Source organism: Qipengyuania zhejiangensis (assembly GCF_035607565.1).
Lineage (GTDB): Bacteria > Pseudomonadota > Alphaproteobacteria > Sphingomonadales > Sphingomonadaceae > Qipengyuania > Qipengyuania zhejiangensis.
Genome location: NZ_JAYKGO010000003.1, coordinates 354,684 through 370,404, shown reverse-complemented (window position 1 = coordinate 370,404; position 15,721 = coordinate 354,684). Strand labels below are relative to the sequence as shown.

Here is a 15,721-nt window from a genome sequence, read left to right as displayed (position 1 = left end):
CATGGCGGTCATCAAGGATATCGACGAAACCCAGGCCCCGCTGCTCGATCACCTGATCGAACTGCGTGCGCGGCTGGTGCGCTGTGTCCTCGCGCTGGTGGTCGCCTTCAGCATTTGCCTGTATTTCGCGGACCCCATTCTGGGTTTCCTGATCCAGCCGCTGAAGAACGCCTTTCCCGCCGGGGAAGGGCAGTTGATCTTCACCAAGCTGTACGAGGTGTTCTTCGTGGAACTGAAGGTGGCGCTGTTCGCCGGCTTCTGCCTGAGTTTCCCGATCATCGCGAACCAGCTCTGGGCGTTCATCGCGCCGGGTCTTTATGCCAAGGAAAAGAAGGCGTTCCTGCCCTTCCTCCTCGCCACCCCGATCCTGTTCGGGATGGGGGCGGCGCTGGCCTATTACGTGGTCATGCCGACCGCGTTCGAATGGTTTCTCGGGTTCGAGGGCACGGCCGGCGGGCTGGAAATCCAGGCCCTGCCTACCGCCAACGAATACCTGGGGCTGGTGATGCAGTTCATCCTGGCCTTCGGCATGAGCTTTCTGCTGCCGGTCCTGCTGTTGCTGTTGCACCGCGCCGGTATCGTGACGCGCGCTCAGTTGAGCGGGGCGCGCCGCTATATCGTCGTGCTGGTCGTGACGCTGTCGGCGATCGTGACCCCGCCCGATCCCGGCTCGCAGCTGCTGCTCGCGATTCCGCTGCTGATGCTTTTCGAAGGCTCCCTGCTGCTCATGCGGTTGACCGAGCGCCGCGAGAAAGCCCGCGGCGAGAGCGCCGAAAAGGACGAGGCTCAGTCCGCGTCGTAAACCTTGCGCCCGCCAACCCATGTTTCGAGCACTTTGGTGGCGCGCAATTGCGCCGGGGTGGCCATCAGGGGATCACGGTCGACAAGGACGAAATCGGCGCGTTCGCCAGGTAGAAGCCGGCCAAACCGGCCTTCCGCAAAGCCGGCATAGGCCGCATCGCTGGTAAAGCCTGCCAGCGCCTTTTCGCGCGTGACGCGATCCTGAGGACGCCAGCCGCCGAAGGGTTCGCCATTGGCGTCCATCCGTGTCGTGGCCGCTGCTAGTCCGGCAAACGGATCGGCGGATTCAACCGGGGCGTCAGACCCGAACGCCAGCTTGCCGCCCACCGACAGGATCGTGTTCCAGGCATAGGCACCATCGAGACGATCGGCCCCGAGCCGGGCTTCGGCCATCAGGCGGTCGGATGTTTGATGCACGGGCTGCATCGACGCGATGATACCCTGCTGGGCAAACTTGGGGAGGTCCGCGGGATCGACGATCTGCGCGTGTTCGATCCGCCAGCGGCGATCGCCTGGAAAGCTTTCGGCAATTTCGACGATCGCGTTCAGCGCATCGGCGTTCGCCGCCGTGCCAATGGCATGGATCGCGGGCTGGAATCCGCCCTGCGCGGCGCGCACCAGAACATTGCGGAACTGGGCTTCGGCCATCAGCGGAAGACCGGTGTTGCCCGGATCGTCGGCGTAAGGGCGCTTGAGCCACGCCCCCCGACTGCCGAGCGCACCGTCAAGATACAGCTTCACGCCGTTCATCCGCAGCTTGTCGTCATACAGCCAGGGCGACGGGCGGGCACCGGAAATCAGGTCCATCGCATCGGGACCGTGTGCGTAGGACATGATGCGCAGCGTCAACGAGCCGGCATCCCCGGCGCGGCGAAATGCCTGCCAATCCTCGATCGTGGTGCCCATGTCGGCAACGGCGGTGATGCCCTGGCGATGCAGCACCTTCTGCGCTTCGGCGAACGCCAGATCGCGCTCCACCGGACGGGGCGCCGGAATGGCCTTGCGCATCAGTTCCTCGGCGGCGTCGATGAAGACGCCGGACGGCTGCTGCGAACCGGGAAGACGTTCGATCCGTCCGCCACTGGGGCTCTTGCTCGACGCGGTGACCCCGGCCTGCGTCAGCGCCATCGTGTTTGCCCAGCCGGCATGGCCATCGACCCGTTCCAGGTAGACCGGGCGGTCGGCCACGGCGCTGTCGAGTTCAGCGGCGGTGGGGAAGCGGCCAAGGCCCCATTTTTCCTGGTTCCAGCCGCGTCCCAGTATCCACGGGCGCGAATCGTTTTCTGCCGCGAAAATGCGTATCTTGGCCAGCGCTTCGTCGAGCGAATTGGTGTCCGACAGGTCCAGCGTGAGCGCGCCGATGCCAACGCCCATCACGTGGACATGGGCATCGATAAGGCCGGGTATCATCACGCGCCCATCACCGTCTTCGCGGTAATCGGTCTGCGGTTTCTTGTCGCCGGATTGCAGAATTTTGGCGACCTTGCCTTCGTCATCGATAACCAGGGCGACGAAACGCTTCACCTTGCCCTGTTCGTCGATCGTTATCCCTTCGACATTGTCGATCAGCACATCGGCCAGCGCTGGCGATGCGGTTGCAAGGGCGAGAATGGAAACGAACGATGCAAGCTTCATGGCAGTATGTGACCCCGTGGCTGAGGCCAACCGCGATAAGGCATAGCTTGGCGCGCGCAAACCCTTTCGGCAATTGCGCGCCGGTGCGCTTGACCCTAGGGCATCGGGCATGACCGAGGCATCTCCAGTCCGCGCCGCCGAAAAGGCAACCGATCTCCTCACGCTCGACGACGTGCGCGCCGCCGCGCGCCGTATCCAGGGGGCGATCGTCCGCACGCCGATGATGCATTCGCAGACACTGTCGCAGATTACCGGCGCCGATATCTGGCTTAAGTTCGAAAACCAGCAGTTCACCGCCGCCTACAAGGAACGCGGGGCGTTGAACGCGCTGCTCCACCTTACCGACGAACAGCGTGCACGCGGCGTCATCGCGGCTTCGGCGGGCAACCACTCGCAAGGCCTGAGCTATCACGGTCGGCGCCTGGGCGTTCCGGTGACCATCGTGATGCCGCAGACCACACCGTCGGTTAAGGTCATGCAGACCGAAAGCGTCGGCGGGATGGTCGAACAGTTCGGCGAAACCTTCGACGAAGCCTACGCCTATGCCCGCGAGCTCGAGGCCGAACGCGGTCTGACCTTCATTCACCCGTTCGACGATCCGCTGGTGGCGGCGGGCCAGGGCACGGTCGCGCTCGAAATGCTGGAGGAGAAGGCAGATTTCGATTGTCTGGTCGTCCCGATCGGCGGCGGCGGCCTGATGAGCGGTATGGCTACGGTTGCGCACGCGCTGAGGCCCGAAATCGAGATGGTCGGGGTGCAGGCAAAGCTTTTCCCATCGATGTATTCCGCCCTGACCGGTGACGATCTGCCGTGTGGCGGCGACACGCTGGCCGAAGGCATCGCGGTGAAGGCACCGGGCGAATTCACCCGGCAGGTCATCCGCGAACTGGTGGACGAAGTCCTGCTGGTCGAAGAATCCAGCCTGGAACATTCGGTGTCGCTGCTGCTGCAAATCGAAAAGACCGTGGTCGAAGGTGCCGGTGCTGCCGGGCTTGCGGCCGTTCTTTCCCACCCCGAGAAATTCGCCGGGAAAACCGTGGGTCTGGTGCTGTGCGGCGGCAACATCGATACCCGTTTGCTGGCCAATGTGCTGCTGCGCGATCTTGCACGGTCAGGCCGCCTCGCGCGGTTGAGCATCACGTTGCAGGACCGGCCCGGCGCGTTGTTCAAGGTGATGCGCGAGTTCAACGAACACAACGTCAACATCATCGAAATCTACCACCAGCGCATCTTCACCACCTTGCCCGCCAAGGGGCTGACGGCCGAGATCGAATGCGAGGCCCGCGACTCGGATCAGATCGACCGGCTCGTCCGCGCGCTCGGGGAAAAGGGGTATCATGTGGAGGTGGCCGAACTGGCCTGACCTTCGGCCTACGGGGTTTTTCGCACCGGGAACCGGCATTTCGTCGGGCAGGGCGTGGTTTTCATGGTTAAGGGCCTTTTAACCCGGAACCGCCTGCGCCATAACAAGGTCAACGAAGCGTTAACGCCTCGTTCGACCGCCCGCTTGCGAAAGGATGCCATAAACCGTGACGGCCCCGATCCGCTTCCCCAGGTTTTTCGTGACCAGCCCCGCGCCGTGTCCGTACCTGCCCGGCAAGAGCGAGCGTAAGGTCTTCACCGAACTTCGCGGCGAAAGCGCGGACGAACTCAACGAAGCCCTGGGCCGTATCGGGTTCCGCCGCAGCCAGACCGTGGCGTATCGCCCTTCCTGCCTCGATTGCCAGGCGTGCGTATCGGTTCGTGTCGTCGCGAACGAATTTCGGCCTTCCTCGACCCAGAAGCGCGCGCTGAAGGCCAATGGCGACCTGATTGCCACCGAATGCCGCCCGTGGGCGACTGCCGAACAGTTCGAACTGCTCCAGAAATATCTCGCGGTCCGCCACCCCGGTGGCGGCATGACGCAGATGGAAGAAACCGACTTTGCGGATATGGTGGAACACACGCCTGTATCCAGCTATGTGATTGAATACAGGGAGCCGGGGATCGGCGCCGAACCGGGGCGCCTGGTCGGAGCATGTCTCACGGATTTCCAGGGTGACGGGCTGTCGATGATCTACAGCTTCTATGACCCAGAGCATGAGGATCGCGCCGGGCTTGGTAACTTCATCATTCTCGACCACATCCAGCGCGCTGCAGAGCGCGGGCTGCCTTACGTCTACCTCGGTTACTGGGTCGAAGGGGCGGAGCGTATGCAATACAAGGTCCGCTATCGTCCGCTCGAAAAGCTGGGCCGCGCTGGTTGGGAACGGATGCCCGCCGACGAACAGCGCCGCCTCATCACCAACGCTACCGCTCCTCGGCGCCGCAGCCTGGAAGAAGGGCTTCCGGCCAAGGATGGGCGCGCCGCTGAATACAAGCTCGCCGACTGACGCATTCCGCCACTCGTTGACGATATGTGCGGCCGCGCTTGCGCTGGTCGCCGCGCCACTTGCCGCGCAGGATATCGACGCGCCGCAATCGCTCGAGGACCTGATCCCCGACAGCGCGGTCGAAAATCCCGACGCATGGGCGCAGCAGGGCACTGACGAGGGCGCAGACCTGTCGCAGGCCGATGCCGAACTGGATGCAGAAAGCCCGATTGCGGAATTGCCGGACATGCAGGTTGCATGGCCGGAGGACCTGGAATTCGAACCTTTGGAAGACCTCGAACCCGAAGAGGAAATCCTGTTCGCCGATCTGCTCGAGGATCGCCAGCAAGTCGCCTTCGAGGACGCCGAGCTTGAACAGGTGTCCGACGCGCTTGTGCTCGGATTTCCGCAGACGGAACCGCCCTTTTCCGAACGCGGCGATTTCATCGACCGGTTCAAGGCGCTGTCCACGATCGAGAATTTCGACGAAAGCGAAGCAAATGTCGCTCTGATCGCCGCTCGCGCCCGCGAAGACGAGGAATTGCTGGGCAATTTGCTGCGGGTGTATGGATATTACGACGGCGAGATAGTGCGCAGCATCGGTTCGCGGACCCCCGGTGATGCCGAAGCGGATACCGGCCCGGTCGTGCGGTTCGATATCATCCCCGGCCCGCGCTATACCTATGGGGCGATTGATCTTGGTCAGCTGAACACGGCGCCCGATGCGGAACGCCTGCGCGACAGCTTCCAGATCGCGTCCGGCGATTATCTTCAGTCCGACCGCATCATGACCGAGCGGTACAATCTCGACCGTGCGCTGGGTGAAAACGGATACGCCTTCGCCGAAATCGACGAGCCGCAATTGCTGATCGATCACGAACGGATCGAAGGCGATCTGACCATGCCGGTCCGGCCGATGGGCAAGTATGTCTTCGGCGAAGTCGTCAGCAGCGATCCCGCATTCCTGTCGAACCCGCATCTGTCCCGCATCGCACGGTTCGATGCAGGCGATGTCTACAAACGCAGCCTGGAAATGGACCTGCGCCGCGCCATCACCGCGACCGGCCTGGTGTCGACCGTGTCGATCACGCCGCGCGAAGTCACTCCTCCACAAGGCGATCAGCCCGGTGTTCTGGCGATGGACGTGGCGCTGGAAAAGGCGAAATTGCGGACGATTGCGGGCGCCATCGGCTATGGCTCCGAAGAAGGGGTGCGCGTTCAGGCAAGCTGGGAACACCGCAATCTGTTCCCCCCCGAAGGATCGCTGCGGGTCCGCGGGATCGCGGGAACACAGGAACAGCTGGCAGGGGTCACGTTCCGGAAAAACAATTTCACCGGCCGCGACATGGTGCTCACCATCGACGCCTATGCGTCCAGCGTCCGCAACATAGCCTTCGAAGCGCGTTCGGTCGCCCTGTCGGGGACGTTCGAGCGTACGTCGACCCTGCTTTTCCAGAAACCGCTGAGCTGGGCAGTCGGTGCGGAAATCCTGGCAACCGACGAACGCAACATCGTGCGGGGCGGGGTGCCGCGTCCGCGCCAGGGCTATACCATCGGATCGGTTTTTGGCCGCGCCACGCTCGATACGACCGATTCCCTGCTCGATCCCACGCAGGGTTTCCGGCTCACAGGTTATCTCGCGCCCGAAACGTCGCGCACCGGGGGGGAGCAGTTCTATTATCTGCGAAACCAGGCCGATGCATCCTATTACCAGTCGGTCAGCGATCGCATCGTTGTGGCGGGCCGGTTGCGGTTCGCCAGCATACAGGGCGCCCCGACCTATGCCGTCGCGCCGTCGCGCCGTCTCTATGCAGGCGGCGGCGGATCGGTGCGCGGTTATGGCTACCAGGCCATCGGGCCCAAGAACGATTTCCTCGAACCCACCGGCGGGCGCAGCCTTGTCGAAGCCTCCGTCGAGGCGCGCATCGGCACCGGCCTGTTCGACGGGGCCGTTTCGTTCGTGCCCTTCCTCGATGTCGGCAGCGTGTCCATCGAAAGCCTGCCCAACTTCCGGTACATCAAATACGGTGCCGGTGTGGGCGTGCGCTACACCACCGGCTTTGGCCCGATCCGCCTCGACGTGGGCGTGCCGCTGAACCCTGATCCGGACGATTCTCCGCTGGCCGTCTATGTCTCGCTGGGACAGGCGTTCTGATGGCGAACGAAGGCGGAGACACCGTGGTGACGAAGCGCCGGTCGGGCGCGCGCCGTGCGATGAAGTGGGGCCTTGGCCTGATCGCCGCGCTGGTGCTTGGCCTGGTCGCGGCGGTGGCTATCCTCAACACCCCGCTGGGTGAACGGTTTCTCGCCAGCCAGATTGCGCGCCAGACACTGCCCAACGGGCTCAACATCCGCATCGGGCGGATCGAGGGCAATCTGTACGGGGCATCGGTGCTGCATGATGTGCGCCTGTCGGACCCCCGGGGCGTATTCCTGACCATACCGCGTGTCGAGCTTGACTGGAATCCGGGGGCATGGGTCCGCAACCGCCTCGATATCGACAGTTTCACGGCGCGCCGGGCCACGTTGACGCGCCTTCCCGAATTCCTCCCGAGCGAGGAGGATACCCCTATCCTTCCGGGATTCGATATCGCCATTGGCCGGCTGGAAATCGATAATCTCACGCTTGCGCCCGGCATCGCCGGCGATCGCGCGCAGAGCGTCGACCTGGCGGCCAAGGTGCTGATCGAGGATCGCCGATTGATGGTCGATGCCGACGGCAGCTTGGGCAAATCGGATACGCTGGCGTTCCTGATCGATGCGGAACCGGATGGCGATGCCTTTGACATGTCGCTTGATTTCGACGCTGCGGCAGATGGACCGATTGCCGGGATCGCCGGTCTGGATGCCGCGCACACGGCGCGTCTCCGGGGCAAGGGCACGTGGACCCAGTGGAAGGGGGCGTTGCTCGTTCGCACGCAGGGCCGGCGCGTTGCAGCGTTGCGGATTACCAACCGGGCAGGGCGGTTTGGCCTGCTGGGCAAGGTCGATCCGTCCCGATACCTTGCCGGAATACCCTTGGCCGCGCTCGGCAACGATGTCGCAATCCGATCCGACATAGCGATCGAGAACCGAGCCATCGACGGGCGAACGGTGCTGGTCGGGCAGGGACTTCTGGCCGATGCGGAGGGCGGCGTGGATCTCGCCGCCAACCGTTTCGACGGACTTGCCGTCACGGCAAGGGTGCGCAACCCTGAACTGCTGGGCCCCTCAATGCGGCTGCGCGATGCGCAGCTTGCGGCGACGCTGGACGGCGAATTTTCCGATCTGTCGATCGTTCACGACCTGACGGTTGGCGAACTGGACGCCGGGGGCACGCTGCTCGCCGATCTGCGCCAGCAGGGAACGGCACGGTTTGACGGAACCCGCTGGACGCTTCCGCTCAATCTCGAAGTGGGGCGTGTCACAAGCGGAAACGCCTTTGTCGATCCGCGCCTTGTCGGCGGGACCGGACGCGGAACGCTGGTGCTGAGCGGTTCAACCTTGCAGGCGGACGATGTGCGACTGGCCTTTCCCGGCACCACGGCCAACCTCGCGCTTCGCGGAAACCTCGACAACGGAACCTACCGCGTCCGCGGCCCGGTTCGGGCGGATCGCCTTGCGCTTGACAATGTCGGCAGCGTTGGCGGGACCGCGACCATCGATCTTGCCCTTGCGCCCGGTGCGCCCTGGCGGCTTTCGGCCGATCTGGATGCGCGGGTCGCGCCTGTGACCAACGCAACGCTGGCCAATCTTGCCGGTACGCCCATCCGCGTGCGCGGCGGAATTGCCGTGGGCGGCAACGCGCCGCTCAGATTCGACCGTGTCCGGGTTGAGGCGAGCAAGCTGGCGATGTCGCTGAACGGATCGGTTGCACAGGGGAAAACCCGTGTCGCCGGCAATGGCCGCCATATCGATTACGGCGATTTCACGGTCGAAGCCACGCTCGCCCAAAGCGGGCCGGAAGCGGTCCTGGTCTTTGCCAAGCCCGTTACCGGCCTGGACAATGTCCGGCTTGCCATTGCGCCGACACAGGAAGGGTTTTCGATCGATGCCGAAGGCGGATCGGTTCTCGGTCCGTTTGTCGGTCGTTTGGGCCTGTTCGCGCCAGCGGGCGGCCCCACGCGCATCGATGTTGAAACGCTGCGCGTTTCGGACACCACCGTCACGGGCGGCCTCGTCCTTGCAGACGGCGGATTGGAAGGGCAGCTCGATTTTGCAGGCGGCGGGGTCGATGGGACCGTTGCGCTGGCACCGCGTGCGGGCGGACAGGGTCTGGATGTCAATCTGATGGCCCGCAACGCAAATTTTGGCGGGGCAACGCCGTTGCGAATTGGCCGCGCGGATATCAAGGCCAGCGGTTTGATCGCGGATGGCAGCACGACGTTCAGCGGGTCCGGCACGGCGTCGGGCCTGTCATATGGCACCTTGTTCGTTGCGCGGCTTGCGGCCCGCGGCGAAATCGAAAACGGCGTCGGTACGGTGGAAGCCTCGCTCGCCGGGCGGCGAAGCTCGCGTTTCGAACTCGATCTCAACGCCCGCTTCCGGCCCGAACAGGTCGCCGTTGCCGCACGCGGCGAATTTGCCGGTCGGCCAATCACGATGCCGCGCCGCGCTGTCCTGACCCGCCTCGACGATGGCTGGCGGCTTGCGCCAACCCAGCTGTCCTACGGGAACGGCTCCATGATCGCTGCGGGGCGCACCGGCAGCGATGCGCTGGAACTCGACCTCAAGCTGGCGCGGATGCCGTTGTCGCTGATCGACATAACGCGGTCGGAGACCGGTCTTGGGGGCACGATTTCGGGGACCGTCGAATTCCGCACCGGCTCGAACCGCTTGCCGGTCGGTACGGCCCGGGTGAAGGTGGATGGGCTGACACGCTCCGGTCTGGTGCTGACATCGCGGCCAGTGGACGTTTCGCTGCTTGCACGGTTGACCGAAACCAGCCTCGAGGCGCGTGCGCTGCTTCGCAACGAAGATATCCGTCAGGGCCGCATGCAGGCGCGGATTACCGGCTTGCCGCAATCGGGCCTGCTGATCGAACGGGTGCGGGCGGGCAATCTGTTGGCACAGCTGCGGTATCGCGGCGCGGCGGAAAGCCTGTGGAGGCTGGCTGCGATCGATGCCTTCGACATCACCGGACCGGTCGCGGTGGCTGCGGACGCCACGGGCACGCTGGCCGATCCCACCGTGCGCGGCACGGTTTCAAGCGACGCGCTCAGGGTTCGCAGTTCCTTGTCGGGCACCGATATCAAGGATGTGGAGCTGCGTGGGCGGTTTTCCGGATCGCGGCTGCAGATCGTGCGGTTCGCGGGCAATACCGGCAATGGCGGACGGGTTGCCGGCAGCGGCATCGTCGATCTTCGCACGCTGGGCGAACAGGTGGAAGGGCGCATCCTCGAGATACGGGGACCGATCATCGATCTGCGTGCCTCGGCAACCAACGCCCGTCTGGTCAACGCAAAGGGCTTGAGCGCGACTGTGACGGGGCCGCTTCGCATCGTGTCCAACGGTTTGGGAGGGACGATTGCTGGCCGGGTTACCGTGAACCGTGCAAGCTGGTCGCTGGGCGCAGCGGCCGACGATCTTCGCCTGCCGCAGATCCCCACGCGCGAAATCAACGCACCCAGTGAAAGGGCACCGCTTGTCGGTCCCGCGCGCCCGTGGCGCTATCTCATCGATGCAAAGGCCAACAGCCGGATCGATGTGGATGGCATGGGGCTGGACAGCGAATGGGGCGCCGACATCATCTTGCGCGGGACGACCGATGATCCGCGCATAGGCGGCCGCGCACAGGTAGTCCGGGGCGATTACACCTTCGCTGGCACGCGTTTCGAACTGACGCGCGGCGAAATCAATTTCGACGACACGGTGCCCATCGACCCGCGCATAGACATTCGCGCGGAAGCCGAAGCCGACAGCGTTACGGTGGAAGTCACGGTAACCGGCAGCGCCACCCAGCCTGAGATTGTCTTCAGTTCCGATCCGGCCCTGCCGGAAGAGGAAATCCTGGCGCGCCTGCTGTTCGGTGGGTCCGTTACCAGCCTGTCGGCCACCGATGCCCTGCAGCTGGGCGCGGCCGTGGCCAGCCTGCGCGGCGGCGGCGGCATGGATCCGATCAACCAGCTACGCAGCGCAATCGGCCTCGACCGGCTGCGCATCGTGAGTGCGGATGCCGCCTTGGGACGCGGGACCGGTATTGCGCTGGGCAAGAACTTCGGTCGCAGGTTCTATGTGGAGATCATCACCGACGGGCGCGGATACAGCGCAACCGAGGTGGAATTCCGGGTCACCAGCTGGATTTCAATCCTCGCGGCTGTCTCGACTGTCGGACGCGATAGCATCGTCGCCGAAATCAGCCGCGAGTATTGACGATCCGGGTTAGCCGGCTTTTTGCGGCATCAGCACCGTATCGAGCGGAATGACCACGCCGTTGTTCGCGGCGATGGCTGTCCCGGTGATCGCAGCCGTCGCGCCGCCGGGCAGCGCGGCGCTCAACTGATCGCCGTTCATCGAGAACGTCACCTGACTTTCGCCAAGGGTCGAAATCGTCACCGGTCCACCCTTGTCGGCAATGGCCTTCTCGATGGTTTCCGGCGTCAGATGGCCGGGTAGCATATGCTCTCGCAGCAGGCCGACGAGCAGGGGCCGTTGATCGTCCGTCAACAGCGCCTTGCCCTCGTCTCCCAGCGCGTCGAACGCAGCGTCGGTGGGGGCCAGCAGAGTGTAGCTGGCCGGTCCGTCGAGAACGCCCGAGAGTTCGCTGTTGGTGATGGCATTCTGCAACGTGTCCATCCCATCTTCAGCGCCGAGGGCCGCTGCAAGGGTGATGGTTCCATCATCCTTGGTGGCGGTTTTCGGGTCCTGATCGTCGACCTGGCTGCACGCGGACGTTAGCGGCAGGGCAGCAAGGGCTATGGCGGCAAGACCGCATTTGAAAATCGGTTTCATGCGATCCTCCTTCAGATCAACAGGTCGATGGCGGCTGCCACGAGCTGGGTTTTGGGGTCCACGCGGTAAACGTACCCGTCGGAATAACGGTAGGACGCTTCCGGCGTGTCGTAGTACCGATCGCGGTAGGCGTAAGGGACGTTATAGACGTCGTATCCGCTCGGCATGGGCTGCCCGATCGAAAACTCGTCTCCGGTCAACAGCGCCGCGACCGAAAGGATGGCCGCGTCTTCGGGATCGACGCGGTAGATCACGTTGTCGGCATACCGATACCGGTCGCTACCGCCCAGATTGTAATAGTCGACATAATAGTCGGGCACGCGGTTGTAAGTATACGAGCTGGGCCACGGGTTGCCGATCGACAGGGCGCCGCCGAGGAGCGGGATATAGCCCCCGATCCCACCACCGCTGCCAAGCCGCAGCAGGTAGCCGTCGTTATACATGTAGCGCCCGCTGGAATAGCTGCTCAGCCCGAACAGGCCTGGCCGATAATCGTAGCCGAACAGGCCGCGGTCGGCGTATTGCTTCTTCGCCTGACCGGGCGGAAGACAGCCGTTGTTCTTCTTGCGAAGGCCGGGAGGGCACCCGTCGATCAGATCGCGCGAACGGTCGAGGCGGAGAAGCTCCCGATCGCGGTTGAACACCACACGGTCGATCAGGCGGCCATCCCTGTTCCTGCTGTCGCCGGAACGGGTTTCGACACGGCGTTCAACCCTGCGTTCGACATCACGTTCGACGCTGTTGATCTCGCGCTTTTCAGCCTTGAGGGAAGGGGTGGCTACACGCCGCTCGGACTTTTCGGCCTTTGCATCGCGCTGGCGTGACGCGTCCGGTGCGCGATCACGTTCGACCGCCCTATTCGGCTCACGGTCGCGCTTTGCGCTGTTGCCGTTACCGTTGCCGTTTACCTGTTTCATCGATGCTGCAGCGGGTTTGCCCCGATCGCCGGAATCTTTTCCGTTACCGTTTCCCGGCTGGGCAAGTGCGCCGCTGGCGGCAAGTGCGACCGCAGCCGCACCGCTCAGTAAATAACGCATTTCAAGTCTCCTTTTGCCCCCTCAACGGCTCGGTTTGGCAACGGGTTCCACGGTTTCGGCGCCTATCCGCTTCGTTGTGCTGCGTTCAGCTGTTCGAGCGGTAAAGCGTGGCTTCTTCGCGACGGCGCCGGACCAACCCTTTCATCACCCGCTCACCCGCGCGGTTCCATCGCAAGAATTCCGCCGCCGCGCCGGTAAAATCGCCAGCGACATGGCGCTTTGCCAGAGTTGATCGGCCGATGGCCCCGGTGTTGAAGTGGAAGCTGACGAGCGCGTCGAACTGGTTCTGGGTGGTCGGCGCATCGCCAAGCGTTTCGGCCACATCGTGCGCGTGGCGGGCAATGTCCTGCACCAGGCGCGCGTCGCATTGCTCTTGGGTCCAGATCGTCGCCGGGCCGATATCCGGACCGGTCGCACCCCAGCCGATGGTCCAAGGCACACCGCCGGTACCCGGGTCGGGATAGGCTTTCACGGTTCCATCGGGCTGGAGCCGCGCGCAGCCTTCGAACCGTTTGATCAGGCGGACACCCGCGCCACCGACCGCCAGCGGCGCCACGGTCGCGGCGTCGCCTTGCGAAACTTCGTCTGCTGCGTCGAGTATCCGGTCGAGCGCATCGACTTCGGATTGGCGAAACCCGCGTCCAAGAAGTGTGCGGACGAAATCGAAAACGCGTTTGCGCTGCATGGCTTTGCCTCTTTCCGGGGAGATACGAGACAGGCGAAGTAGGCGCCAAAGGCGCGAGTAGGAAAATCATTTCGGCATGTGGTGCGGGTGCCGTTGCGGCGCGTGCAGATAATTGATGCCCCGCCGCTGCCGGTATCTCCGCCCCAAAGGTAGGTGGGCGACAGCATGACGGGTTAGCCGGACACAGAAAACGAAAAGGGCGTTCGGTTTGATCCGGACGCCCTCCTCGGTGATTGCCACTCCATGACACGCAAATCTTGCGCGATCATGGAGGTAATCCGTATTCGCGTTGGGATTACGCGCTGTAATACATGTCGAATTCAGCGGCGCATGGCGTGGTTTCGACGCGCATGACTTCTTCCCACTTGAGTTCGGCGTAGGCTTCGATCTGGTCCTTGGTGAAGACATCGCCCTGGAGCAGGAATTCGTGGTCCGCTTCGAGCGATTCCAGCGCTTCACGCAGCGAACCGCACACGGTCGGCACGTCGGCCAGTTCGGCGGGCGGCAGATCGTACAGGTTCTTGTCCATCGCTTCGCCCGGGTGGATCTTGTTCTGGATCCCGTCGAGGCCCGCCATGAGCAGCGCCGCATAAGCAAGGTAGGGGTTGGCCATCGCATCGGGGAAACGGAATTCCACGCGCTTCGCCTTGTCGCCCGCACCATAGGGGATGCGGCACGATGCCGAGCGGTTACGGGCCGAATAGGCCAGCAACACAGGCGCTTCGAAACCCGGAACCAGGCGCTTGTAGCTGTTGGTCGTGGGGTTGGTGAACGCGTTCAGCGCCTTGGCGTGCTTGATGACGCCGCCGATGTAATAGAGGCAGTTGTCCGACAGGCCGGCATAGCCATTGCCCGCGAAGGTCGGCTTGCCATTTTCCCAGATCGACATGTGCGTGTGCATGCCCGATCCGTTATCGTCCTTGATCGGCTTGGGCATGAAGGTCGCGGTCTTGCCATAGGCATGGGCGACCTGGTGCACGACATACTTGTAGATCTGCATGTTGTCGGCGGTTTCGACCAAGGTGCCGAAGGTGACGCCCAGTTCGTGCTGCGCGGCGGCAACTTCGTGGTGATGCTTGTCGCACGGCAGGCCCATTTCGAGCATCGTTGCGACCATTTCACCGCGAATGTCGACGGCGCTGTCGACCGGGGCGACGGGGAAATAACCGCCCTTGGCACGGGGACGGTGGGCCAGGTTGCCGCTTTCGTATTCCTTCCCGGTGTTGGTGGGCAGTTCGATATCGTCGATGGCGTAACCCGAAGCGGCATAGCCGTCTTCGAAGCGGACATCGTCGAACATGAAGAACTCGGCTTCGGGGCCGACGTAGATCGTGTCGCCGATACCGGTCGACTTCAGGAAGGCTTCGGCGCGCTTGGCGGTCGTGCGCGGGTCGCGGGCGTACCATTCACCGGTCGATGGTTCGACGATGTCGCAGAACAAGATCATCATGGGCTCGGCGCTGAACGGGTCGACATAGACGCGATCGAGATCCGGTTTCAGGATCATGTCGCTTTCGTTGATGACCTTCCAGCCGGCGATCGAGGAACCGTCGAACATCAGGCCATCTTCGAGCTCGTCTTCACCCAGGACCCTGGCAACCATGGTCAGGTGGTGCCATTTGCCCTTGGGATCGGTGAAGCGCAGATCGACCCACTCGATACCGTCGTCCTTGATCTGTTTCAGGACGTCCTTTGCACTTGCCATTGGTATTGCCTCCGTTTGAACTGGAATACGTGCCGCGCCGCGTGGCGCGCGGTTGATCAGATTGCGTCGTTGTCCCTCTCGCCGGTTCGAATGCGGAGAGCGCTTTCGATCGGCGAGACGAAAATCTTGCCGTCGCCGATCCGGCCGGTCTGGGCGGCGGCGGCGATGGCTTCCACGGTGCGTTCGGCGATGTCGTCGTTGACGATAACTTCGAGCTTAACCTTGGGCAGGAAATCGACGACGTATTCGGCGCCGCGATACAGTTCGGTGTGGCCCTTCTGGCGCCCGAACCCCTTGGCTTCGGTCACGGTGATGCCGGAAACGCCGATTTCGTGCAGCGCCTCCTTCACCTCGTCGAGCTTGAAGGGCTTGATGATCGCTTCGATCTTTTTCACGTCGTCTACAGCTCCCGCATGGACCGATGCCCATTCTCACCGATCTGCAATCCAAGAATCGTGCCAAGACCGCAGATGGACGGCCTAGACGAAGAAACCGTCCTGTCCAAACCGTGTTGGCGCAATTTTTGCGAAGGGATGGGCGCCTCGGGCGCAATGGGTCAGCGGTGGTGGGCGAGGAT

General features: G+C 63.5%; 11 protein-coding genes. 5 read left to right on the top strand and 6 right to left on the bottom strand.

Going from position 1 to position 15,721, the window contains the following annotated elements:
- Position 1 precedes the first annotated feature (1 nt).
- On the top strand, positions 2-802 hold the full coding sequence (tatC, locus tag VR863_RS09510; protein WP_324828228.1) for a twin-arginine translocase subunit TatC: 801 nt from the start codon (positions 2-4) through the stop codon (positions 800-802).
- On the opposite strand, the gene VR863_RS09505 is transcribed toward tatC, so the two are convergent.
- Positions 787-2,436 carry an amidohydrolase gene (locus tag VR863_RS09505; RefSeq protein ID WP_324828227.1) on the bottom strand — a complete coding sequence of 550 codons (1,650 nt, stop codon included), beginning with the start codon at positions 2,434-2,436 and terminating at the stop codon, positions 787-789. The two genes, tatC and VR863_RS09505, sit on opposite strands and share 16 nt — an antisense overlap.
- A 109-nt stretch (positions 2,437-2,545) precedes the next feature.
- Between VR863_RS09505 and VR863_RS09500 the strand changes: the two genes are divergently transcribed.
- The 4 genes from VR863_RS09500 (at position 2,546) to VR863_RS09485 (ending at position 11,138) form a co-directional block, all read left to right on the top strand.
- Positions 2,546-3,799 carry a threonine ammonia-lyase gene (locus VR863_RS09500; protein ID WP_324828226.1) on the top strand — a complete coding sequence of 418 codons (1,254 nt, stop codon included), beginning with the start codon at positions 2,546-2,548 and terminating at the stop codon, positions 3,797-3,799.
- Positions 3,800-3,965: 166 nt separating this feature from the next.
- The gene (locus VR863_RS09495) at positions 3,966-4,808 is read left to right on the top strand and encodes an arginyltransferase (RefSeq protein WP_324828225.1); all 843 of its coding nucleotides are present in this window, start codon (positions 3,966-3,968) and stop codon (positions 4,806-4,808) included.
- Between the two features lie 16 nt (positions 4,809-4,824).
- Positions 4,825-6,942: an autotransporter assembly complex protein TamA gene (locus tag VR863_RS09490; protein WP_324828224.1), complete on the top strand. Its 2,118-nt coding sequence runs from the start codon at positions 4,825-4,827 to the stop codon at positions 6,940-6,942.
- Positions 6,942-11,138, top strand: coding sequence for a translocation/assembly module TamB domain-containing protein (locus VR863_RS09485; RefSeq protein ID WP_324828223.1), 4,197 nt, complete (start codon positions 6,942-6,944; stop codon positions 11,136-11,138). The genes VR863_RS09490 and VR863_RS09485 overlap by 1 nt, the downstream gene beginning before the upstream one ends.
- 9 nt (positions 11,139-11,147) lie before the next feature.
- On the opposite strand, the gene VR863_RS09480 is transcribed toward VR863_RS09485, so the two are convergent.
- From VR863_RS09480 to VR863_RS09460, 5 genes are all read right to left on the bottom strand, one after another.
- Positions 11,148-11,717, bottom strand: a complete 570-nt coding sequence (locus VR863_RS09480; protein WP_324828222.1) for a fasciclin domain-containing protein — start codon at positions 11,715-11,717, stop codon at positions 11,148-11,150.
- Between the two features lie 11 nt (positions 11,718-11,728).
- On the bottom strand, positions 11,729-12,754 hold the full coding sequence (locus VR863_RS09475) for a splicing factor U2AF large subunit (RefSeq protein WP_324828221.1): 1,026 nt from the start codon (positions 12,752-12,754) through the stop codon (positions 11,729-11,731).
- Between the two features lie 85 nt (positions 12,755-12,839).
- Positions 12,840-13,439, bottom strand: coding sequence for a lysozyme (locus tag VR863_RS09470; RefSeq protein ID WP_324828220.1), 600 nt, complete (start codon positions 13,437-13,439; stop codon positions 12,840-12,842).
- A gap of 295 nt (positions 13,440-13,734) precedes the next feature.
- Complete coding sequence (gene glnA / locus VR863_RS09465) at positions 13,735-15,144, bottom strand: type I glutamate--ammonia ligase (RefSeq protein WP_324828219.1); 1,410 nt, start codon at positions 15,142-15,144, stop codon at positions 13,735-13,737.
- Between the two features lie 56 nt (positions 15,145-15,200).
- Positions 15,201-15,539, bottom strand: a complete 339-nt coding sequence (locus VR863_RS09460; RefSeq protein WP_324828218.1) for a P-II family nitrogen regulator — start codon at positions 15,537-15,539, stop codon at positions 15,201-15,203.
- Between the last annotated feature and the right edge of the window lie 182 nt (positions 15,540-15,721).